This is a genomic window from Cellvibrio sp. pealriver (assembly GCF_001183545.1).
GTDB lineage: Bacteria > Pseudomonadota > Gammaproteobacteria > Pseudomonadales > Cellvibrionaceae > Cellvibrio.
This window is the reverse complement of record NZ_KQ236688.1, coordinates 2,478,858-2,501,056: the sequence shown is the minus strand read 5'-3', so window position 1 is coordinate 2,501,056 and position 22,199 is coordinate 2,478,858. Positions and strand designations below refer to the sequence as shown.

General features: G+C 48.3%; 18 protein-coding genes. 11 read left to right on the top strand and 7 right to left on the bottom strand.

Annotated elements, in window-relative coordinates:
• Positions 1 to 16: 16 nt before the first annotated feature.
• Both VC28_RS10860 and VC28_RS10855 read right to left on the bottom strand, forming a co-directional pair.
• Complete coding sequence (locus VC28_RS10860; RefSeq protein WP_049630655.1) at positions 17 to 1,687, bottom strand: TonB-dependent receptor; 1,671 nt, start codon at positions 1,685 to 1,687, stop codon at positions 17 to 19.
• A complete protein-coding gene (locus VC28_RS10855) occupies positions 1,638 to 2,174 on the bottom strand; it encodes a TonB-dependent receptor plug domain-containing protein (protein WP_049630654.1) in 537 nt (178 codons plus the stop codon). The genes VC28_RS10860 and VC28_RS10855 overlap by 50 nt, the downstream gene beginning before the upstream one ends.
• A gap of 215 nt (positions 2,175 to 2,389) precedes the next feature.
• On the opposite strand from VC28_RS10855, the gene VC28_RS10850 reads away from it, so the two are divergent.
• Positions 2,390 to 2,830, top strand: coding sequence for a BlaI/MecI/CopY family transcriptional regulator (locus VC28_RS10850; RefSeq protein WP_049630653.1), 441 nt, complete (start codon positions 2,390 to 2,392; stop codon positions 2,828 to 2,830).
• A gap of 39 nt (positions 2,831 to 2,869) precedes the next feature.
• Positions 2,870 to 4,378, top strand: coding sequence for a M23/M56 family metallopeptidase (locus VC28_RS10845; protein WP_049630652.1), 1,509 nt, complete (start codon positions 2,870 to 2,872; stop codon positions 4,376 to 4,378).
• A 144-nt stretch (positions 4,379 to 4,522) separates the two neighbouring features.
• On the opposite strand, the gene VC28_RS10840 is transcribed toward VC28_RS10845, so the two are convergent.
• The 4 genes from VC28_RS10840 to creB form a co-directional block, all read right to left on the bottom strand.
• On the bottom strand, positions 4,523 to 4,738 hold the full coding sequence (locus tag VC28_RS10840) for a hypothetical protein (RefSeq protein WP_049630651.1): 216 nt from the start codon (positions 4,736 to 4,738) through the stop codon (positions 4,523 to 4,525).
• The gene (creD, locus tag VC28_RS10835; RefSeq protein ID WP_049630650.1) at positions 4,735 to 6,081 is read right to left on the bottom strand and encodes a cell envelope integrity protein CreD; all 1,347 of its coding nucleotides are present in this window, start codon (positions 6,079 to 6,081) and stop codon (positions 4,735 to 4,737) included. The genes VC28_RS10840 and creD overlap by 4 nt, the downstream gene beginning before the upstream one ends.
• 117 nt (positions 6,082 to 6,198) lie before the next feature.
• Positions 6,199 to 7,623 carry a two-component system sensor histidine kinase CreC gene (creC, locus tag VC28_RS10830; RefSeq protein WP_049630649.1) on the bottom strand — a complete coding sequence of 475 codons (1,425 nt, stop codon included), beginning with the start codon at positions 7,621 to 7,623 and terminating at the stop codon, positions 6,199 to 6,201.
• 42 nt (positions 7,624 to 7,665) lie between these two features.
• Positions 7,666 to 8,427: a two-component system response regulator CreB gene (gene creB / locus VC28_RS10825; protein ID WP_049630648.1), complete on the bottom strand. Its 762-nt coding sequence runs from the start codon at positions 8,425 to 8,427 to the stop codon at positions 7,666 to 7,668.
• 136 nt (positions 8,428 to 8,563) lie between these two features.
• On the opposite strand from creB, the gene VC28_RS10820 reads away from it, so the two are divergent.
• Entirely contained in the window at positions 8,564 to 9,067 is a 504-nt protein-coding gene (locus VC28_RS10820; RefSeq protein WP_049630647.1) for a GNAT family N-acetyltransferase, read from the top strand.
• Positions 9,068 to 9,132: 65 nt separating this feature from the next.
• Here the strand turns inward: VC28_RS10820 and VC28_RS10815 are convergent, their stop codons facing one another.
• Positions 9,133 to 10,320 carry a lytic polysaccharide monooxygenase gene (locus VC28_RS10815; RefSeq protein WP_231591730.1) on the bottom strand — a complete coding sequence of 396 codons (1,188 nt, stop codon included), beginning with the start codon at positions 10,318 to 10,320 and terminating at the stop codon, positions 9,133 to 9,135.
• An 859-nt stretch (positions 10,321 to 11,179) separates the two neighbouring features.
• On the opposite strand from VC28_RS10815, the gene ppc reads away from it, so the two are divergent.
• The 8 genes from ppc to VC28_RS10770 all read left to right on the top strand — a co-directional run bounded on the left by ppc (position 11,180) and on the right by VC28_RS10770 (position 22,161).
• Positions 11,180 to 13,795, top strand: a complete 2,616-nt coding sequence (gene ppc, locus VC28_RS10805; RefSeq protein ID WP_049630644.1) for a phosphoenolpyruvate carboxylase — start codon at positions 11,180 to 11,182, stop codon at positions 13,793 to 13,795.
• Positions 13,796 to 14,032: 237 nt separating this feature from the next.
• A complete protein-coding gene (locus tag VC28_RS10800; RefSeq protein WP_231591728.1) occupies positions 14,033 to 15,304 on the top strand; it encodes a methyl-accepting chemotaxis protein in 1,272 nt (423 codons plus the stop codon).
• 9 nt (positions 15,305 to 15,313) lie between these two features.
• Positions 15,314 to 15,676, top strand: coding sequence for a response regulator (locus tag VC28_RS10795; RefSeq protein ID WP_049630643.1), 363 nt, complete (start codon positions 15,314 to 15,316; stop codon positions 15,674 to 15,676).
• 27 nt (positions 15,677 to 15,703) lie between these two features.
• On the top strand, positions 15,704 to 16,009 hold the full coding sequence (locus tag VC28_RS10790; protein ID WP_049630642.1) for an STAS domain-containing protein: 306 nt from the start codon (positions 15,704 to 15,706) through the stop codon (positions 16,007 to 16,009).
• Positions 16,010 to 16,020: 11 nt separating this feature from the next.
• The gene (locus VC28_RS10785) at positions 16,021 to 18,231 is read left to right on the top strand and encodes a chemotaxis protein CheA (protein ID WP_049630641.1); all 2,211 of its coding nucleotides are present in this window, start codon (positions 16,021 to 16,023) and stop codon (positions 18,229 to 18,231) included.
• On the top strand, positions 18,231 to 18,740 hold the full coding sequence (locus tag VC28_RS10780; protein WP_049630640.1) for a chemotaxis protein CheW: 510 nt from the start codon (positions 18,231 to 18,233) through the stop codon (positions 18,738 to 18,740). The genes VC28_RS10785 and VC28_RS10780 overlap by 1 nt, the downstream gene beginning before the upstream one ends.
• A 37-nt stretch (positions 18,741 to 18,777) precedes the next feature.
• Positions 18,778 to 20,457 (top strand): methyl-accepting chemotaxis protein, encoded by a 1,680-nt coding sequence (locus VC28_RS10775; protein WP_049630639.1) that lies wholly within the window; start codon positions 18,778 to 18,780, stop codon positions 20,455 to 20,457.
• Between the two features lie 63 nt (positions 20,458 to 20,520).
• Positions 20,521 to 22,161, top strand: a complete 1,641-nt coding sequence (locus VC28_RS10770; protein WP_082191503.1) for a methyl-accepting chemotaxis protein — start codon at positions 20,521 to 20,523, stop codon at positions 22,159 to 22,161.
• Positions 22,162 to 22,199 lie beyond the last annotated feature (38 nt).

Genomic DNA, 22,199 nt, shown 5'->3' with positions numbered 1-22,199 from the left:
TACCCGCGTTCGCGCTTTAGAAGCTCGCGCGCACACCAAGCAAATAGCGGCGGCCAAAACCTTCTACTTCAACTGGTAATGCCTCTGTACCTTGATAGCGCACACCAATTTCGTCACTCAGGTTATTGGCATCCAGATAAAAACCGATGGTGTCGTTAAGTTGGTAGCGCACCGACAAGTCCAATCGCTCGGTATCTTTCCAGTAGTAGTCACTGGTGGCATCGGCAGAAATGTCATCCAGCCAGGCATCGCGCCACTGCCAATTTAATTGCACCGACCAACCATAATTTTCATAAAACACCGAGGCATTGATGACTTTATCGGAGGTGCCGGTGAAAGCGGATTTGCGCCCGTCCGGTGTAGTGAACTCACTGTCCAGTAACGCGAGGTTGGCTTGCATTCCAAAACCTTGTAATGGCTCTGGTAAAAATTCCCACTGGTGCATGTACGCAAATTCAACGCCGGAAATTTCACCTTCATCGCCATTCAACACAGTGGCGTAATCGTAATTGCTGCGATCTATTCCGGCACTGTTGAAGCGGTCATCGCCCACTTTGGTGGTTGCGTCATAAAGAACATCATCCACTTGACGATAAAAAACACCGATGGATGCAAGCGCAGCATCGGTGAAGTACCACTCCCATGAACCATCAATACCCTTCGCCATTTCCGGATTTAAATAGGGGTTACCGCCGCCGACAGTTTGTGCGGTGTCGTTAGCCACAGCGCCTGCGCGTAAATCGGTAAAGTTGGGGCGGCTGGTGCCGGTGACGGCGGCGAAGCGGATTTTCATTGCCTCAGTTAAATCCATATTCCAATGGATGCTGGGGAAAACCTGCGTATCACTATTGCTTAATTCAATATTGGTGGTGCTGTTATTATCTTTAAAAAATCCTTGGCTATCCAATTCCGTTTTTTCTACACGCAGGCCCACCACAATTTCTTGTTCATTCCATTGCCAACGGTTCATAGCGTATGCACTGAGAACATCTTCGTTGATGTCGTAGCGGGTTTCGGCCGGATAAAAACTCTTGGGATCTACTTTGCCAGCGCTGATCAGTGAATCCATCACGCTATCTAACTGACGACGAAAGCCAATGTTGTCCACATAGGTCGCGTTAAAGCCGCGGTCAAAATCGGTTTTCCATATGTTATCGCTCACAAAATCATTGGGTGAAAGTGTTAAACCATTGGCTTGTGCCAATTGCCCAACAGGCACCAGCGCGGAGCTGCTGCCGGGTGATCCTGCATCGCGTTGGTCGAGTTGTACACCGAGTGATAGTTTTGCATCGGCATTGCCCATTTGCCATTCGTGTTCGGCATCGGTTTTTGCCGTTACCGATTCGGTTGTCAAATTGATTAAATAATTCAGTAAATTGTTTGCACCAAAACCGGTTTGGTTCATGCGCGAAACGGCTTCGCCGCGCATATAACCGCCCGCGCCATTGCTGACAGTGGTGTATAGCTGCACGCGTGGCATATTCGGGTTGCTGCGGTCGTAACTGAGAGAATGCATTTGCAACGGATTGGTTTGGTCTTGCAGCACAATGGGTAAACTCACATCCGATTCAGTTTCGGTGTAATTCAAACGCCAGTTGAGTTTCCACTCAGTGAGTTGGTGATCACCGCCCAAGGTGTTAGTGAATGTGGAGGTTTTGTAATTGCCGTCTTGTAAATAACTGCGCATCGGCTGACATATCTGCAGTGAGTGTTTTGCTAATTTCGACTGAATCCATAATCGCGGCGGGCACAGAATCAAAACGGAAAATACGCTCTTCTGCGCCCAACACATTAATTCCATCGAATGCAACGCTGGTCCAGCGTGCCGGTGCTCCGCGAACTTGAATGTAACGCTCTTGCCCTTGGTCGCGCTGCACAGCAACTGCCGGTAACCGCACGAGTGCAGCAGCGGCGGTGTTATCAGGGAAGCGGCCGATATCATCGGCGGCAATAATATTCACCACATTAGTCGCTTCGCGTTGGCGCAAAATCGATTCTGCCTGACTGTCTTTAATAGGCGTTGCAGTCACCAATAATTCTTCAATGACCGGTGATGTCTCTATTTGTTGATCATTATCAATTTGCGCATGAACGGCATTGGCCATGACAGCAGCGCAGCAGATGCTGAGTAAATTGCGGGTGAAATGTGGCAGATGCGAAGGCAGGCGGTGCATTAAAAAATCCTCAGTCAATTTAACGTGTCGCCACGCTAGAGGCTGAAGATGACAATCGCATTACTATTTTGTAGTAGTTTTATTACGGAATCTGCGCGATGTGTTTTTGTCGAGTCAAATGGATTTTGTCACACAGTTGTTACATTGCTGTCATATTCTGCGCTTATGCTTGCGGCTTTTTTATGTGCTGCAAGGTCGCAGCCAGTGGAGGTCGTGTGATAAAAACCAAATTGCCAGAATTGTCCAAAGCCGAATTTTCGTTGCTGCATGTATTGTGGAAAAAGCAGCCGCTATCAGTGCGGGAAATTCATGATCGGTTGGATAATGATTGGGCATACACCACCACCAAAACGGTGTTGGATCGTTTGGTTACCAAACAAATGTTGATCCGCGAGAGTGCGCATGGCGTGAATATTTATCGCCCCGCGATTGGGCGCGCGGCGGGTATGGTGCACTGGGTGCGCTTTATTGCCGATAAAGTGTTTGAGCTGGAGCCCTTGGAAGTGGTGAATTTATTTGCCAAACGCAAAACCTACAGCGAAGAAGAAATCGCAGAACTGCGCCAGTTGTTACAAGACGGCGATGCCACTGCTGAAGATAAAACCCTTGACAGCGATGCACCGGATTATCGCCCTGCATCCACCAGAGACAAATAATTTTTTACCACCCAATGTATTGCGCATGCGGAGACTGCAGTGGAAAAATTTGCTTATTCGCTAACGGATTATTCGTTTCTTGCGCTTTCAATTGGCGAGCGTTTGTTATTTTTATCCTTTGCAGGCTGGCTGTTGCTGTGGTTGGTTGCGCGCACGTTTCATCGCAATGGCAATGCTGTTAAAAAAGGCAAGCGTGTTGCTATGGCACCACTGTGGATGGTGTATTTGCTTTGGTTGGTGCCTGCGGCCTCGCCGTTTTTTCCTGCTATGCCGCAAGCTTGGTTGGAAAATACTGGCATGTTGTCCGGGTTTTTATCCCATGCCATGTTGGAAAACCCCTGCGCGATTTCACCGGTAGAACGTTTGGGAAGTTCGCTGCTTGCCTCATCAAGTCTGTTTACTGATAGCCACCTACTGCTGCTGTTGTGGTGTTGCGTCAGCATCCTATTGCTGCTGCGGGTGTGTGTAAGGCGCGCGCAATTTTATACTCGCGTCCGCCGCGCTGCGGTGATCACAGATGACAATATTCTGATGATACTAATGAAGCTGCGTGAGGATTTTTCAATCTCGCGTCCGGTTCGGCTGTGCACCTCCGATGATTATTCCGCACCCTTTACTATGGGTGTATTTCGCCCGGTTATTTTTGTTCCGCAAACCTTATTGCAACAATTAACTACCCCCGAGTTAAAAGCAGTGTTGGCTCACGAGTGTGCGCACATTGCACGGCGCGATGATATTGCAGTTTGCTGGCAGCAACTGGTCAGTGTGGTGTTTTTTTTCAATCCGTTATTGGGCTACGCCAATCGTCAGTTGGCGCAGATGCGTGAAATTTGTTGTGACCATTTGGCGATCCGCCGCTGTGGTTTTGATCCACGTGTTTACGCGCGCGCGTTATTGCGTGTGATTGAACAACTCGGTGGAGGCATAAAAGAACAGAGGGGAATTCCTGTACCCGCATTACTCGCACAAGATGTGCAATTGCGTTTGCAAGCGTTGGTGAGCCCCAATGCCGACACCTATCGCTGGTGGCCGCCACTGACGTTGCTTGTCTGTTTATTGTGTGTGAGTTTTTTTCTGGGCGGTACGGGTAAACCGGTATCGCCTGTTATCCAGGGCGATGCGGTAAAAGCGCTGGTTAACATCCCCTATGCAATGCCATTAGAAAACGGGCGTATTACCGGCGGCGTGCATTTTCATGAGCCATTAGGTTGCTATTTACCAACACGTGATGCATTTCATGCAGGGATTGATTTTGCACCTGCTGCTGCAAGCGCGACCGCTACACCGGTGCGGTCATTTGCTGCGGGTGTCATTGAAAGTATTACCAAACCACCGCACGATATTGGTTTTATGGTGCGCATATCCCACCCGCAAGGCTTGCAATCCACCTATGTGCGTTTGGATCAGGTAACTGTACCTGTCGGTACGCACCTGAAGGTCGGGCAGGTATTTGCCAGCATGGGCGCAAAACCGCAAACCAATCATCTTCATTTTGAATTAACTCATCGCGGGCAAATACTTGATCCGGCTGTTTTGTTTGCAAAATAATCGATAGCTATTTTTTAAATATTTTTTGTGTGAAACCGGTGTTGATATAGTAACCAGCCTCACCAAGCCCCCGTATTTCGGGGGTTGTGAGGCTTACCAAAAGTACATCCACAAACTTATCCACAGTTTCTGTGGATAGATGCGCTAGCGATATGCCGATGTTTTCAACAATGTGGCTGCATAGCGATCTTTCAGCGGTTGGTCAGGAAAATAATAGGCATGTGTATGCAAACTGATCAGCGCCGCTGCTGCCACAAGCGCGAGCCGGGCGCACCATCCTTGTCGCCAGCAATAACGGGCAACGAAAAAAGCCATGATCAGTGGAACAATTAATAAGAGCAATGAGCCGATGATAATCATGGTGCATCACCTGCTGTTTTACTCGCGCTGCTCAGGTTGTACCAATCTACATTTCGTGTGAGTGCCATAAATGCGCCGAGCATGGTAAAGAGCAGTACCGATCCCATCATTAATGCGTAATCTTCCGCACTGAGCAAACCGTATAACAATGCATATAACAGCACGAGCCCAAGGGTAAAACCGAATGCGCGTGCAATACTGTGCAATACGTAACTCACATAAAACCCAATCAAACTTACACACGCGGCTGCAGAAGCGCCATACGCCATTGCAAAACCAATATGTTCGGATAGTGAAATTAACAGCAGATAAAAAAAGGCTAGCGATAAACCGACGAGTGCGTATTGAATAGGGTGCACCTGCAGACGTTTTAATATTTCAAACAAGAAAAATCCGGCAAAGGTGAGCGCGATAAAGAGCAACGCGTATTTAATTGCGCGATCACTTTTTACATATTGGTTTATCGGGTCAATTAAATTTACGCCCATTTGGATTTGGTTAAAACTATCGCATTCACGGTTGTTAACGCAGCGCGCGAATACTTCAGACATATTGGTAGAGAAAAAACTGGTCTGCCAACGGGCGGAGAATCCGCTACTGGAAATGCTGCGCTCTACCGGCAGGTAATCGCCAATAAAACTCGGGTGAGGCCAATCGGAGTTAAGCTCAAGGTGCGTTTCTTTACCTACCGGAATCACATTGAAATGCCCTGTGCCTTGTAATTGCAGTGGCAGTGAGAAGCTGTATTTTTTGGCGGCTTCAATATTGCCTACATTGATATGCACGCCGTTGCCCAAAGCACTGACGTGGCTCCCCGGTTCAGCCGTCAATGTCTTTTGGTTCCATTGCAGATCAAGTGCGTTTTCGATGCCGCGTATATCGCTAATGCCCACTGCAATATACGCAGGTTGCAATTGGTAATGTGCTAACGCATCGCCCAAACCAAATTGCTCGGGCACCGAAAAGTGGCCGTCCAATAGATTGTGAGTGTGATACAAATGCGCGCGATAAATGCCGCGTTTGCGCAGTTCGGTGTTCATGTCGGTATCTACACGTAACAACTCAGGTAAGAAATACAAATTTCCCTTGATTTCTTTTTCTTCAAATACACGCTCTTTTTTGTCGTTCAGATAGGCGATGCGCTCGGTTTTAATATAGGGAACAACCAATACAGGGCCGGTGATGGTCTGGCTGTAGCTGGAGCTTTTGGCAATGTCTTGCACCACTTGTTCGCTATAGGCTTTGCGTTCATCGATGGAGTTGCCAATCATCGCCAATGGAATCAGCAATAACAGCATTAACAGGCCGATGGTGAGTAATTTAAACAATAAAGGCTTTTTCATAAGGTTCTCCTTGTGGATGGGATGAACCTATAGTCGCCTGCGAATGTGGAGTATTGATGGAGTGAATATGGAGTTTGTGTGGAGTTTAGGGTGGACGATGCGTTTTAAGATAAACGTTTACGAAAATCGTAATTGGGCGCTCACGCCTTGAGGTGTGTTTTCCAAGCGCAATTCGCCGTTGTGAAGGCTCATCACCTCTTGAACAAAACTTAATCCTAAACCAGTACTTTTGCGGCCGGTGGCAGGGCGGGGCAGGGAGAAAAATTTTTCAGTCAGCCGCGTCATCGCGAAGTCAGGAATCGGCTCCCCTTGGTTGATAACTTGAATTACATTATGCGTGCCTTCCTGCGCGTGTTGAATAGTAATTTCACCGCCTTGCGGGGTAAAGTCCAGTGCATTGTCCAGCAAGTTTGACAGTGCTTGCTCAAGTAAAAATTTCTCGCCATGTACGCTGGCATTTTCATCGATGTTGATGTGAAGTTGGATCGCCTGTTGTGCAATGCGTGCGGCGTGCGCATTCACCAGTGATGCAACCAGTGGTTTCAATAATAGCGTTTGCGGGTCGTGCAACTTTTGCTGTTGCTCAACCATCGCTAGATTGAGTAAGCGTTCAATGAGTTGTTGTAAACGCAGGCTTTCGGTATCGATATTGCCGATAAATTTTTTCCGCTGTTCTTCGCTCATCGGTGATTGTAATAATTCACTCGCTGCGCGAATCCCCGCGAGTGGGCTTTTTAATTCATGCGTTAAAGTTTGGATGTAGTGTTCGATATAGGCTTTGCCATCCAGCTGCTTGCGCATGGATTCCAGCGCTTGCGCTAATTGCCCCAGCTCGCCACTATTGATTAACCCCGGAGCCAACACCGCGCGCTGCCCTTGGCTGACTTTCAACGCATATTCGCGCAAGCGGCGCAGCTCGCGGCTAAACCACCACGAAAATAGCGCACCGGAAATCAACCCGAGCAAAATCAAACCTGCACCCAGTAAACCCAGCCGCTGTTGGGTGCGGTCAATAAACGGTTGTACGGTGCGGTTGGGTTTTGCGACTGAGACAACACCAATAATCTTTTTTTCATGAACGATGGGAGCTGCCACATACATAATGCTGGAGCTTTCATCGCCTTGTATTTCCAGCGATGAACGCGCGCCGTATTTTCCTTGCAGCGTAAGATATACATCATTCCAGCGTGAATAATCTTGCCCTTCGGCTATCCCGCTGGAGTCAAGCAATACAATCCCTTTATTGTCGGTCACATAAATGCGGTGATTCACTTGTGATTTATTAACGCCCCAAATACTGGCGTTAGGTTGGCGCTGGCCGTAGGCGAGCAATATGGCGCGAATTGAAGGCGATTGCAGTTGGTGATTGAGCAGCGGTTCGCGTAAAAATTCGGCGAGTAAATTCGCGGTATCCACTAAGGTTTCTTCTGTTGTTTGGCGAACGCCGGGGCGTATTTCATCCATCACCGTGCGCAACACAAAATAACTGCACAGTGCGACAAACAGCAGATACACAATAAATATTCGCAAGCTCAGGCTCATCGGATTTCCTTTTTAAAATCGCACCGGAGTTTATTACTCAAGTTAATGTGAAAGCGGCTGGTAGGCGTAACCAAAACCGCGCTGGGTTTTAATCGGTTCAGCATCGGGTGCAATAGCACGTAACTTGGTGCGCAAGGTTTTTATATGGCCATCGATGGTACGGTCATAACCGGCATCGGCACTTACGCCGACAGCATCCAATAATTGCTCGCGGCTAAACACGCGTCCTGGTTGGCTGACCAATGTTTGCAGTAGCGAAAATTCCAGTCGTGTCAGTGTTAATGGCTGCTGGTGATAGAAAATTTGTTTACGCACATCATCAATCAAAAATTCATCGGCCTGCGTTGATGTGGTGATCGCCGTATTAACGAGGTCTTTCTTTGTATGAGGGTCAAGAGTACGAGGGTCAGAAGTACGAATGACAGTTTCAGATATTGCAGTAGCGCGCGTGCGTTTGAGAATGGCTTTGACTCGCGCGGCTAATTCGCGCGGGCTAAAGGGTTTAACCACATAATCATCTGCGCCAATTTCCAGCCCGACTACCCGGTCAAGTTCCGCGCCGCGCGCGGTTAAAAAAATCACCGGCACTTCTGAAAATTTGCGCAACTGCTTACACGCTTCAAAGCCGGTCATATCCGGAAGGCCGACATCCATTATCACCAAATCGACAGGTGTATTTTTTAGATAATCAATTGCCTTACCGGCCAGCGTTTCCCAATGTGTTGTAAAACTCTCCGCTTGCAAGACAAAGACAAGGCTTTCCGCAATTGAAGGTTCATCTTCCAAAATTACAATATGAGGCATATACCTATCTTCCGGCTTTTTGAACCATGGTAGGCGTCGTCCCAAGGCTAGGCAAGTTTTTGTACACAGGGTAATGTAGAGCTCATTAATATGAATTAAAGGTGTTGTATCGATTAAGAGGTAGCAGGAGTTATAAATGGAATTAATGATTCGCGAAATTCAAGATTCAGACGATATAGAAAAACTAACGGAGTTGATTCGTTCTGCATATTCATCCCATGCGGCATCGGGGTTGAAATATTGGGCAACTCACCAAACGGTTGACGACACTAAAAGGCGGATCGCGATGGGTATTTGCCTGGTTGCATTACATCAAGATGAATATGTCGGAACCTGTTTATTTCGTCGTCCGCAGCCAGAGTCACCAGTTGAGTTGTATCGCAGTCCTTCGGTATGGACAGTGGCGCAATTTGGTGTGTCGCCGCACTACAAGGGCAAGGGTATTGGCAAGGCGATTCATGCGCGCGGTTTGGCTTTGTTAAAGGAAATGGGTGTTGCAACAGTCGCGCTGGATACTGCTGAGTCTGCAATGCAGCTGATACAAATGTATAAATCTTGGGGTTATGAAAAGGTTGGTAATTGCGATTGGCGGCCGTTTACCAATTACCCGAGTGTGGTGATGTCGATGGCGGTGAAATAAATCGCTTCAAAAAAACGGCAACCGAAGTTGCCGTTTCTCGTTAACTCGCTTGATCGTCAAGCGGTTTATTGACAGCTACGCACTAATGACCACGCATTAGTCCATGCCCAGCCAGTTCCCGGTGCATATGCGCCGCCTTGTGAGCACCAGCCACCAACGGTGCATTGATACTCACTGCCACCGTTAACTACTTTAGCGCCGGTTGCATAGGTTGCGCCGTTCACATAAGCCGGTGATGTGCAGCTACCAGTTGAAACTGATGAAGCCACTGACGAGCGTGAGCTGCTTGCCACAACAACCGATGATGCAACAGAAGAGCTGGCACCTTCGTTACACGCGCCCAGATCCAGCCAGTAGTTGTATTGGCCAGAGGTGAGTGCTGGGTCGTTGCCTTGTGTCCAATAGTTGGCTTGGTAACGCTTGTTGTTACGTTGCACTTGTTGTGGTTTGTTGTACACCGTGGTGGCATTCCACGCTGGCAAACCTGCGCAAGTGTTGCTGGAAATACTGGAAGTGGTTCCAGTTGATGAGCTGGTTACCGCAACAGAAGATGGTGCAGACGATGATGCCGGTGGCACTGAGCTATTCGAGGTGCCGTAAACAACATCGATACATTGATAGAAAGCTTCCGGCGCATCGGTCACAGGATCGCGCTGCCAAATGCTGTACACAATGTGACGGCCAGTACGTGCTGGCAGATTGACCATGTGGGTAGATGTCGCTTCGCGATCAGCAGGGCCTGATTGATATATCTGCTCCAAATCCGACCACTTCAATGCGGTTGTCGCCGGGTTAAAGCCTTGCTTGGTAATGTAATAGCGGAAATATTTGGTTTTGTGTTGTGCGGTATTGGTCCACACAAATGCACGTGTACCTGCACTAACGGTTGTTGCACCCCAATCGCCACGGGCGAGGTTTAAACCGTTCATGCTGCCAATATTTGCGCTACACAATTTTCCATCGGGAATCAGGCTTTGGTGATTGTCGTTGGCACCGCCGATACCAATAGATTGCGGTTCATACTGGCTGGAGTTTCCTGCTGCAGCGGCTGCAACACACGCAGGTGAGCTTCCGCCCCCTTGCGCTGATGTACACAGAAATGCGCGGCTTTTTGGGCTAGACACATAACCGTGTGCGCTAACATCAACTGCACTCAGCAGTGTTGCTACGCTGACAATTGCAGAAAAACCCAATGCATTAAGTGATTTGAGTCGTGATACTACAGGTCGATTGTTCATTATTTTCTTTTTCACTTTTGGTCTCCATTAAATATCAAGGTTGATACTGGATGTGTTGATTAAAAACGCATGAACTAGAACTGCTTGAAGCATGAACAAAGCATGAAATAGTTGCGTAGATAAAAATTTCCCAAAATAAAAATCGGGAACACTCTGTGAGTGAAATTTTTATCCAAAAGCGAGTCTATGATGCTGGATTTAAAACGCTAGTCTGACTTTTCGCCAATCTGGTGTTTTTGCGTTCGACTTTAGGTAGGGAAATATCAAATCTGTCCTGATGAAAATTTAAGTGCCACATCAGGTGATTGAATTCACACTGCGCCTGTTTGAGTTGGATTCGGATGTGATTGGTATCTGGTGAGTCGTGCGTCCATGAAATGAACAGTGGCGGATAGGGCAGGCCGCTTCTGGGACGGGATGGGTTACTACAGTGGCATCCACAGAGTTATTCACAGCTTCTGTGGATATTTTCAAAGAGTCTGGGGCAGGCACAGTATTTGCTCGACCTGTAGTTGGTGCGTATCGCTGGAGAGATCACCGCAAGGTGGTTTTAGGCGCAGCGCCAGAAATCTGGCTTGGTTGCATGGTTTGTGCGAGTTCTTGGATAAATGGCGTTAAATTTACGTTTTTTATCAACCCTGAGCAGCTGCATTGCCTTGGTGCACTTGCATAGGTGCGTGCACCTTTGTAATCTGCGCGGCCGCTAAAAAGCCTGAATAATCCTAATACAGTGAATTTCGCGGACAAAGCAACGGTTAGACACGGATCAACGTGCCAGTTTCTACCCTTACTTTGGCCGATGGCGTAGAATGCCGCCCTCTTTTGGTGATTCGCTTGTACGTTTTTTAATCCCTCGATTTGTTGGAGATACCCAATGTTAAAGCTGCCTGAAACCCTGCGCGAAAACGTCCGCCTGCTGGGGGAGCTCCTAGGTGAAACCATCCATGCCCACGAGGGTGAAGAGCTGTTTGCCAAGGTAGAAGGTATTCGCAAACTGGGAAAGGCCATCACCAAAGCGGAAAACGGTGATTCAGCCCCGCTGGTTGCCATGCTGAGCAGCCTGGACGACCGAGATATTCTGCCCATCGTGCGTGCATTCAACCAATTCCTGAACCTGGCGAATATCGCCGATCAGGAATACTTTTCCAGCGCCGAAGCCGAGCGCGAAGACAGCTTGCAAACCATGATTCTGGAATTTGCCAAAGAGCATGGGAAAGATGCACTGAACGAAGTCATCAACAAGTTGCGTATTGAATTGGTGCTCACTGCGCACCCCACTGAAGTTACCCGCCGTACCCTTATTCGCAAATACGACCAGATTGTAGACACTCTCGCCGACCGCCAGAACGGAAGCCTGCTGGCCTTTGAACAAGACAAGCTGCGTGGACGTTTGCATCGCTTGGTAGAGGAAATCTGGGCGACGGATGAAATCCGTACGACACGCCCAACTGCAGTCGATGAAGCCAAATGGGGCTTTGCGGTTATCGAAAACAGCCTGTGGCAAGCCGTGCCGGATTTCATTCGCCATCTGGATCGCATGTGCTCACGCCATCTGGGCGGCTCGCTGCCAGTGGATATCCGCCCCATCAAGTTTTATTCCTGGATGGGCGGCGACCGCGACGGCAACCCGAATGTAACGCACAAAATTACCCGTGAAGTATTGTTGCTTGGTCGCTGGATGGCGGCTGAGCTTTACTCGCGCGACATCTATAGCCTGGGTGGCGATTTGAGTATGAGCGAGGCGAGCGACGAGCTGCGCGCGCTGTATCCTGACAGCGCAACGCCGTACCGCGATGTCATGTTTGACCTGCGCCGCCGTATTCAATCCACTCTTGAGTGGGCTGAAGCGCGCTTGCAAGGCCGTGCGGTGGAAGTGCCGACCGACCTGATCACCAGCCGCGAAGACCTGTTGTCCCCGCTGATGCTGTGCTTCCGCTCACTGCATGATGTCGGTTTGCCACACATCGCCAACGGCCCGCTGGTTGATACTATTCGCCGTATTCACTGCTTCGGCATCAATCTGGTGCCGTTGGATATCCGTCAGGATGGCGATCGCCACGTACAAGCAATTGATGAGCTGGTGCAATACCTCGGCTTGGGTGATTACCGCGCCTGGTCGGAAGAAGAGCGTCAAGCCTTCCTGTTGGAGTCGCTGAACAGCAAGCGCCCGTTATTGCCAGCCGTATGGCCAATGAGCGATGAAACCGCTGAGGTGCTGGCAACTTGCCGTATCGTCGCGCAAGAACCACGTGAAATTCTCTCTCACTACATTATTTCCATGGCGCAGCAACCGTCAGATGTGTTGGCCGTTGCGCTCTTGTTAAAAGAGTGCGGCATGACCTGGAATATGCCGATTGTTCCTCTATTTGAAACCCTTGATGATCTGGATCGTGCGCCCATCGTGATGGAGCGTTTGTGGGATCTGGAGTGGTATCAGCAGTATTCTGCACATCAGCAGACAGTCATGATTGGTTACTCCGACTCCGCCAAAGATGCCGGCAAGATCGCAGCGACTTGGGCGCAATATAAGGCGCAAGAAAAACTGGTAGCGCTGGCCGATAAATACGGTGTGTCGTTGGTGCTGTTCCATGGCCGTGGCGGCACCGTTGGCCGCGGTGGTGGCCCCGTAGAGAAGGCGATGGCATCGCAGCCACCGGGCTCTGTTAAAGGCCGTATCCGCGTGACTGAACAAGGCGAGATGATCCGTTACAAGTTTGGCTTGCCGCGCGTTGCTTTCAGCAGTTTGTCATCTTATGTAGTGGCGACCCTGCGTGCGACCATGGCACCTAACGCGTCGCCCAAGCAAGAGTGGCGTGATCTGATTGAGCGCATGGGTAAGGCAAGTCTTGAGGCGTATCGCAGTGTTGTTCGTGGCCACAAAGATTTTGTTCCTTACTTCCGCAACCTGACGCCTGAGCAGGAATTGAGTTTGTTGGCGCTGGGGAGCCGTCCTGCCAAGCGTAAATCGACCGGTGGTGTCGAAAGCTTGCGCGCGATTCCGTGGGTATTCGCCTGGACGCAAGTCCGCTTGAACCTGCCAGCATGGTTAGGTACCCGTCAGGCGTTTGAATATGCACTGCAAAACGAGCCTGCATTGTTGGATGACATGGTCAGCAACTGGCCATTCTTCTCCAGCTTTCTCGATCTGTTGGAAATGGTGATTGGTAAAGCTGACGGCCCTATCTGCACCTACTACGAGCAGCAATTGGTGCCGGTGGAGTATCGCGGTTTGGGGCAAGAGCTGCGTGGCGATTTGAAAGCGTTGGAAGGTTTGATCAATAAAATGAAAAAGCAAGACACGTTGCTGGCCGATGACCCGATGCTGCGTCAGTCATTGGAAGTGCGCAAGCCTTACGTCGATCCGCTCAACTATTTACAAGCAGAGCTGCTCAAGCGCTACCGCAGCAGTGAAACTATTAGCCCCGACCTGGAGCGTGCACTGAAAGTGACCATGGCAGGTATTGCGGCAGGTATGCGCAATACGGGTTGATTCGATTCCCGTCGCTGCTGTACTCCATAACCCCCGTTGGTGAATGCCAACGGGGGTTTTGTTTTTTGGGCGCTTTTAAGAGCGATTTACTCCTGAGTAAATTCACTCAGGCAGCCTGCTTTGACACCCTAATAAACCCCGTCTATACCTAGTTAACCCACTATAAGAGCAAAGTGCGCAGGGATTTTTATCATAAGCGACCTGCGGATTTGCTATCGAATTTGACGGATGAGACCCATGAATAGCAACCACCTGAGCGGGAGCGCTCCCCGCGCTACGCCTCCTTTTCTGTTTATACCTCTTTCTCGCCAGAATGGTTTTGCGCAGGCGATGGTACTGGGAGCTGTTGCGCTTCTGGGATTGATTGGGTTGCTGTTACTTGCACTTGTCCAACTCGGTTTCGTTTGGAAAGGATTGTTATTGTTGGCAGTGCTGGCGGCAGCGGGTTTTGCGATTATGCAGATATCCAGTGAAGCCAAACGTGCACAGGATGCGCAGCTTGCTTTGCAGCAAGCAGAAGCAAACCAGCAGATTGTGCAAATGTATCGGCCATTGGTGGAGAACTACCAAAAACTGTTAAAAGAAATCCTGCCCTTATGGCAGCGCCAGACTGAGTTAGCGCGCAACCAATTGGAAACCAGCATCACCGAACTGGTTGGACGATTTTCCGAAATACATCATCGACTACAGGCAGCGGTAGCCAGTTCTGCCTCCACCGCTAGCAGCATGAAAGGCGATACAGGGTTGGGTGGCGTCATTCATTTTGCAAACAGTGAACTCAGCCAGATTACCCATACCTTGCGCCAGGCAATTGATCAGCGCGATGAGTTGCTAAAAGAAATTTCCGGTTTATCCAAAATTACGGTTGAGCTCAGCGGTATGAGCGCAGAAGTAGCGGGCATTGCATCGCAAACGAATTTGCTTGCGCTGAATGCCGCAATTGAAGCTGCGCGCGCAGGTGAATATGGCCGTGGCTTTGCCGTGGTTGCAGATGAGGTGCGCACCTTATCAACCCGCTCCGGTGAAACCGGTGCGCGAATTGGTCGCCGCATTGAGCAGGTTAATTCTGCGTTGCAAACCACGCTGGACAGAACCGCAGAATATGCAGCAGAAGACAACACCCGCCTTGCCAAATCAGAAACGTCTATCTCACAAGTGTTGGAACAATTTCAAAGCTCCAGTGAAAGTATTTTGCAATCGGCTCATATTCTTGAGCAGGAAAGTGCTGCGGTGCAGAACAGCGTTGAAGAAGTGCTGGTGAATTTGCAATTTCAGGATCGTGTTAGCCAAATTCTCGGTCATGTGATTGATGATATGGAAAAACTGGTAGGTGCTGTTGCCGACCATGAAACCCGTCTACGCCACGGCGAGCAAGTCAACAAAATCGATATCAACGAATGGTTGCGCTCGTTACAAAAAACCTACACCACCCTCGAACAAGTTGACGTGCATCGCGGGAGCAGCACGCAGGTTCAGGGCTCAAACAATTCAGAAATCACGTTCTTCTAGGAGTAATGAATGTCCAAAGTAATTCTTGTAGTTGATGACTCGGCCAGTGTTCGGCAAGTGGTAGGTATCGCCTTGCGCGGTGCCGGATATACCGTGGTTGAGGCCTGCGATGGGAAGGATGCATTAACCAAATTGGATGGCCAAAAAATTAATCTGGTGATCTCTGATGTGAACATGCCCAACATGGATGGGATTACTTTTTTGAAAGAAATGAAAGCCAAAGCGAATTACAAATTTACGCCGGTGATTATGTTAACCACAGAAGGTGCAGAAGAGAAAAAGCGCGAAGGCCAGGCTGCAGGTGCTAAAGCCTGGATTGTAAAACCGTTCCGCCCTGAGCAAATGCTGCAAGCAGTTTCCATGCTGATCTAACCGGACATTTTTTTACAGGAAAAAGCCATGAATATTTCGCGCAAAAAAAGCAAGGACACATCGACCCTAATATTTGAAGGGGATTTTACGATTTACTACGTTGCCCAAGTGAAGGATGAAATTTTTGCCGATTACGAAAAACTGGCCGATAAAATCGCCTTGAATCTGGAAGGCGTAACTGAGTTGGATACAGCCGGTGTCCAACTTTTATTGTTTATGAAGAAGTTTTTCAATTCAGTGCATCGCTCAGTGTTTATTGCCAAAAGCAACGAGTCAGTGGAGTCAGTGCTGACCGCGCTTGATGTGCAATCCCAATTTGCCATGGAATCATAAGGAATCACACTATGAATCTCGACGGTGCATTACAGACTTTCTTTGCCGAAGCCGAGGATTTACTCAACTCCATGGAGGCGGCACTTTTGCGTCTGGATGATGGCGATCATGACATGGAAACCATCAACGAAATTTTCCGTGCTGCGCACACAATCAAAGGCTCTGCAGGGTTGTTTGGGCTGAATGATATTGTGAGCTTTACGCACATCGTGGAAAACGTGTTGGACCGTGCGCGCGATGGAAAAATTACTATCAGTGGCGATCTGCTGAGTATTTTACTGCCGTGCCGTGATCACATTGCCACACTCGTCGAGCATGCAATGCATGAAAATGAAAATGATGAAGAGTGCCTTGCTCATGGCAAAGCATTGTTGGATTCATTAACGCCTTGGTTGGAGGCTCGCCCGGAAAGCACCGAGCCTGTTGCGATACCAACTGCAAAAACGCCAGCGACATCCACCGGTGGCACGGCGGTACAAAGTGGAAGCCATAATCATGATGCATGGCATATTTCTGTGCGCTTGGGTGCAGATTTATTGCGCAATGGTATGGACCCTTTGTCGATCATGCGCTTTTTAGGTTCGCTGGGTGAGATTACACACATCACCACCCTGACGGATCATTTGCCCGCATTTAATGAGTTTGATCCCGAGCAATTGTATTTGGGTTTTGAAATTACTCTGGTGAGTGATGCTACGCAGCAGCAAATTGAAGATGCCTTCATGTTTGTGCGCGATGAATCCCAGATCAATATCATTCCGCCGCGCAGCAATATCGAAGCCTACGTTAATTTGATCAAATCCCTGCCGGAAAATACCCAGCGGCTCGGTGAGATTTTAGTAAAAAGCCATGCGATTACTTATCCGGAACTGGAAGCGGCCTTGGCTACACAAAAGCAGCAGGCCAAATCAACCGGTGCAGTGGGTATGTTGGGTGACATCCTGATTGAAGAGCAGTCAGTCGCGCCAGAAATTGTGCATGCTGCGCTCGATAAGCAAAAGAAAATTGCCGAGAAAAAAACCAGCTCCGAAAACCGTTTTATCCGTGTTGATGCAGAGCGTCTTGATACCTTGATTAATCTCATCGGCGAGTTGGTTATCAACCGCCAACGTGTCGATTTACTTGCATCAAAATTAGGTAATGCCACGTTGATTGAGGCAGTGACCTCAATGGGGAACTTTACCGAAGCGATCCGCGATGCAGCTCTGACCCTGCGCATGGTGCCCATTGGCGATACCTTCCAAAAATTCAAACGCGTTGTGCGTGATACCGCCAAATCCATCGGGAAAGAAATTGAGTTGGAAATTGAAGGAGCGGAAACGGAGTTGGATCGTTCGATGGTGGAGAAACTCAATGATCCTTTGATGCACATTGTGCGCAATGCAATGGATCACGGGATCGAATCTGTTGCTGTGCGTGAATCGCGCGGCAAATCGGGCACGGGCACCATCAAACTGACAGCGCGTCATGATGCCGGGAATATTGTTATTGGTATTCACGATGATGGCGGTGGGCTTGATGTAGAGAAAATTCGCAAAAAAGCTATTAACAATGGAATCCTGGAAGAAGGAGTTCATTTATCCCGTCAGGAATTATTTCAGTTAATTTTCCATCCAGGGCTATCAACCGCAGAGCAAGTGACAAATTTGTCCGGGCGCGGCGTGGGCATGGATGTGGTCAAGCGCAATATCGAGGAGTTACAAGGCGGTATTGAAATTGAAAGTGAGCTGACGGTGGGAACCAGTTTTAGTATTCGCTTGCCGCTGACACTGGCGATTATTGATGGCTTCCATGTAACAGCAGGGCACATCGATTTTATTGTTCCGCAAAATACTATCCTTGAGTGCGTTGATCTGGATTCGCTCATGCATGTGAAAGGCCAAAACTGCGTCAATTTGCGTGGTGAACAGGTTCCTTATATCCGCTTGCGTGAAATTTTTTCGCTACAACCGAAAGATCATTCTCGCGAAAAAATTGTTGTTGTTCAGTTTGGTGAAAAGCGTGCGGGCATTGTTGTGGATGATTTGCACGGTGAAATACAAACCGTAGTAAAACCGATGGGGCCAATTTTTCAGGCGCTTAAAGGAATTGGTGGGTCAAGTCTGTTAGGTACAGGTGCTGTTGCGTTGATTTTGGATATCCAACAGTTAATCGGGTTTGCGATTAATCGCGAACATTTACGCAACACTGCCTTTGCAGTAAATGTGCAGGAGCAAGAGTAATGAATCAGCTAAGCAAACAAAAAAAGAGCCATGTTGTTGAAGTGATAAAGCAGTATCTCACCTTCCGGATTGGCAATGAAAACTATGGGCTTGAGTTGTCGCAAACCAGAGAGATTATCGAGTATAGCGGGATCACCGAAGTACCTTTGATGCCCAATTTTTTGCGTGGTGTGATTAATTTGCGGGGTGAAGTTGTTCCGGTAATTGATCTGGCTGTGCGCCTTGGGCGCAAGCCCATCGAAGTTCAAAAGCGCACTTGTATTATCGTGGTTGAGCTGCAAAACAATGAGCAAAACCATGTGCTTGGTTTGTTGGCCGATTCAGTCAGTGAAGTGATTGAAATGAACGATGAGAATATCGAGGATGCGCCATCATTTGGTGCGAATATCCGCGCTGATTTTATTCAGGGTATTGCCAAGCGTGAGGATGAGTTTGTGGTATTGCTGGATGCAAACAATGCACTTTCTATCCGCGAGCTGGCGCATTTGGTTGAGGCTCAGCTGCAATAATTTCTTAAACAATTCCTAAAAAAATGAAGGAATAAACATGTTCAGCAGCCTCACCTTAAAAGCCAAAATCTTATTACTCAGCAGTCTGATTGTGCTGGGATTATCTACGCTCGGACTCACTGCTTATTTGCAAATTCGTTCATTTAATGTCGTGGTAGATGAGACTGCTACCCACAGTAAACGACGTTCTGAAATTTTGGTGGAAATTCAATCGGCGGCGATTAATTTTAAAACCCAGGTGCAGGAATGGAAAAATATCCTGATCCGCGGCAATAACGCGGATCAGTTTACCAAATACGTAGACGGTTTTATTGCGTCTGAAACAGTGGTGCAACAACATCTTGCTGCTGCGATGGTGTTGCAAAAAGAAGAAGGCATCGCAACTGATGCGATAACTTCGCTTCAAAAAGAGCATGCCTCCTTAGGTAAAAATTACCGCGAAGCACTTGCCAGCTTTAATCAGGAAAATCCGGAAGCGGGAAAGGTTGTTGATAAGTTAGTGAGCGGTATGGATCGCGAAGCTAGCCGTCAGATGCAAGAGCTGGCAGATAAAACAACCAGTGAGTTTAATCAGTTCCTGATTGATTCTGATATTAAAACCGGGAAAATTTACAGCGATACTGTGAGCTTGCTGTTAATTATTTGTATCAGTGCATCGGCCATTATTATTGGCGTTATGATTTTTATCTTCCGCGATATGTTCAAAACTCTGGGCGGAGAACCTGCTTACACTGCGGATGTTGTATCGCAAGTTGCTGAAGGCTATCTCAATGTAGATATTCAATTAAAACCTGGTGACCAACACTCCCTGCTTGCCAGTGTGGAAAATATGCGCAAGCAATTGGCAGATATTATTGGCGATGTGCGCAGCTCTGCCGATGCGCTTTCCTCTGCATCAGAAGAGGTCAACGCAACAGCACAGTCTCTCGCGAAAGGCGCATCTGTCCAGGCAGCAAGCGTGGAAGAAACCTCTGCCTCTATGGAGCAAATGTCAGCGTCTATTTCCCAAAATAGTGAAAATGCCAGAATCACCGATGGTATGGCGCAACAAGCTGCACGCGATGCTGCAACCGGTGGCGAAGCCGTTATGGGCACGGTAGAGGCAATGCAAAAAATTGCCGAGCGCATCAGCGTAATTGATGACATTGCTTACCAAACCAATCTGCTAGCACTGAATGCAGCAATCGAAGCGGGGCGTGCCGGTGAACACGGGCGTGGTTTTGCAGTGGTTGCATCAGAAGTGCGTAAGTTAGCAGAGCGCAGTCAGGTTGCCGCACAGGAAATTGGAACGCTTGCTGGCGACACGGTTAAGCGTGCGGAACAGGCAGGCAACATGCTAAGAGACATGGTGCCAGCTATTCGCAAAACGGCCGATTTGGTGCAGGAAATTTCTGCAGCATCATCAGAGCAAAATGCAGGCGTATCGCAAATCAACAGTGCAATTGGTCAAGTAAGTCAAACATTGCAACAAAATGCAGCAGCATCAGAAGAGCTGAGTTCCACATCGGAAGAAATGAGTACACAGGCAATTCGCCTGCAAGAATCAATGACCTATTTCAAATTGGGGCTGGCAAGTACCAATAACTCAAACAAGCCAGGCAAACCAAGTGTGAAAAAAAATCCACCCACTGAGAGTAAGCCACCTAAATCCGGCTCCGTTAAAAAGCACCATGTCAGTGATGATGATTTGGATAAAAATTTTGTGCGTTACAGCTAATAAATACCGCCTGATAGAAGTATCAGGCATTGATGTTTAATGGATGTTTAATGGAGTTAAAAAATGACCGTTGCCAAGAAAATGGTGCTGTTGGTAGCAACTGCGTTGCTGGGAATTATTGTGTTGGCTGGTGCTGCCCAGATTCAAATCAACAAAGTATTTGAAGAGACAAATTACACGAATGAAAATGTTGTTCCCAGTATGCATTTGCTGGGGCTGATGCAAAATAACGTATACCGCACTCGTATTCGTTTGAATCGTCACATTCTCAATACCGATAATTCGCAATCAAAAAAAATTGAAGCAAGCATGAATGAGGCTATTACTGAAGTAAAAGCGGGTCTCAAAGAATATGAAACCATGATTGCCGATGATAAAGACCGCGCGCTGCTTAAAGAAAGTGTTGATGCCTTTAATCGTTATTTAACCCATATCCCAGCCATTATTGTTGCATCGGAGAATGATCAGTTCGATTTGGCTCGGGAATTGTTGGAGAAGGCAACACCCGATGCAATGGCGGTATCTACGGCTATAGATAATCAATCTGCTTACAACATGGATATCGCTGAAGGCGCAAAAAATACCGCGTTAGCGAGTAAAGCCCAGGCAACGCTTTACTCTATTGTTATCTCGGCCATTACGCTGATCGCGATTGCAGTTATCGGCTTTTTTATTACGCGCAATCTGTTACGTCAATTAGGTGGCGAGCCGGATTATGCAGCAGCAGTGGTTGCCAAAATAGCCGCAGGTGATTTAACCCAGGAGGTGGCTGTTAAACAGGGTGATACCACGAGTATGTTGGCGGCCATTCGCGAAATGTCGAATACCCTGTCGCAAGTATTAGGCGAAGTGCGTAGCTCGGCAGATGCATTGGCATCAGCGTCAGAAGAAGTGAATGCAACAGCGCAATCACTGGCTAAAGGTGCTTCAGTACAAGCAGCGAGCGTGGAAGAAACATCGGCATCAATGGAAGAGATGTCTGCATCGATTATGCAAAATAATGAAAATGCCAGCATTACTGATGGCATGGCCCAGAAAGCGGCTGCCGATGCCATGACCGGTGGGAATGCTGTGGCCAGCACTGTAGAGGCGATGCAAAAAATTGCAGACCGTATTGGTGTGATTGACGATATCGCTTACCAAACCAATTTACTTGCACTGAATGCCGCAATTGAAGCAGGGCGCGCCGGTGAGCATGGTCGTGGCTTTGCGGTGGTGGCCTCGGAAGTGCGCAAACTGGCTGAGCGCAGTCAGGTTGCCGCACAGGAAATTGGATCGCTCGCAGGTGAAACAGTCAGCAAAGCGGATAACGCAGGAAAATTGCTGCAGGAAATGGTGCCCTCCATTCGTAAAACAGCCGATTTGGTACAAGAAATTTCGGCGGCATCTACTGAACAAACCGCGGGCGTTAACCAAATTAATGCAGCCATCGGCCAGGTGAGCCAAACCATGCAACAAAATGCTGCCGCAGCTGAAGAGTTGAGCTCCACCTCTGAAGAACTTAGTTCGCAGGCTATGCGCTTACAAGATGCAGTGAGTTATTTTGTGTTGGCCAAATCGGATGCCAGAGTGATAGTGCCGCGCGCTTCACAAAAAAGCAGTGGAAACTTTTCACCCTCTGCAACTACTCCTTCGCGTAATAAACCGCAGAAAAAAATCATTAATGATGATGATCTCGATAAAGACTTTGTTCGCTACTCCTAAAAATATATTAATTCTATAGCCGTTCACTGACGAGCAAG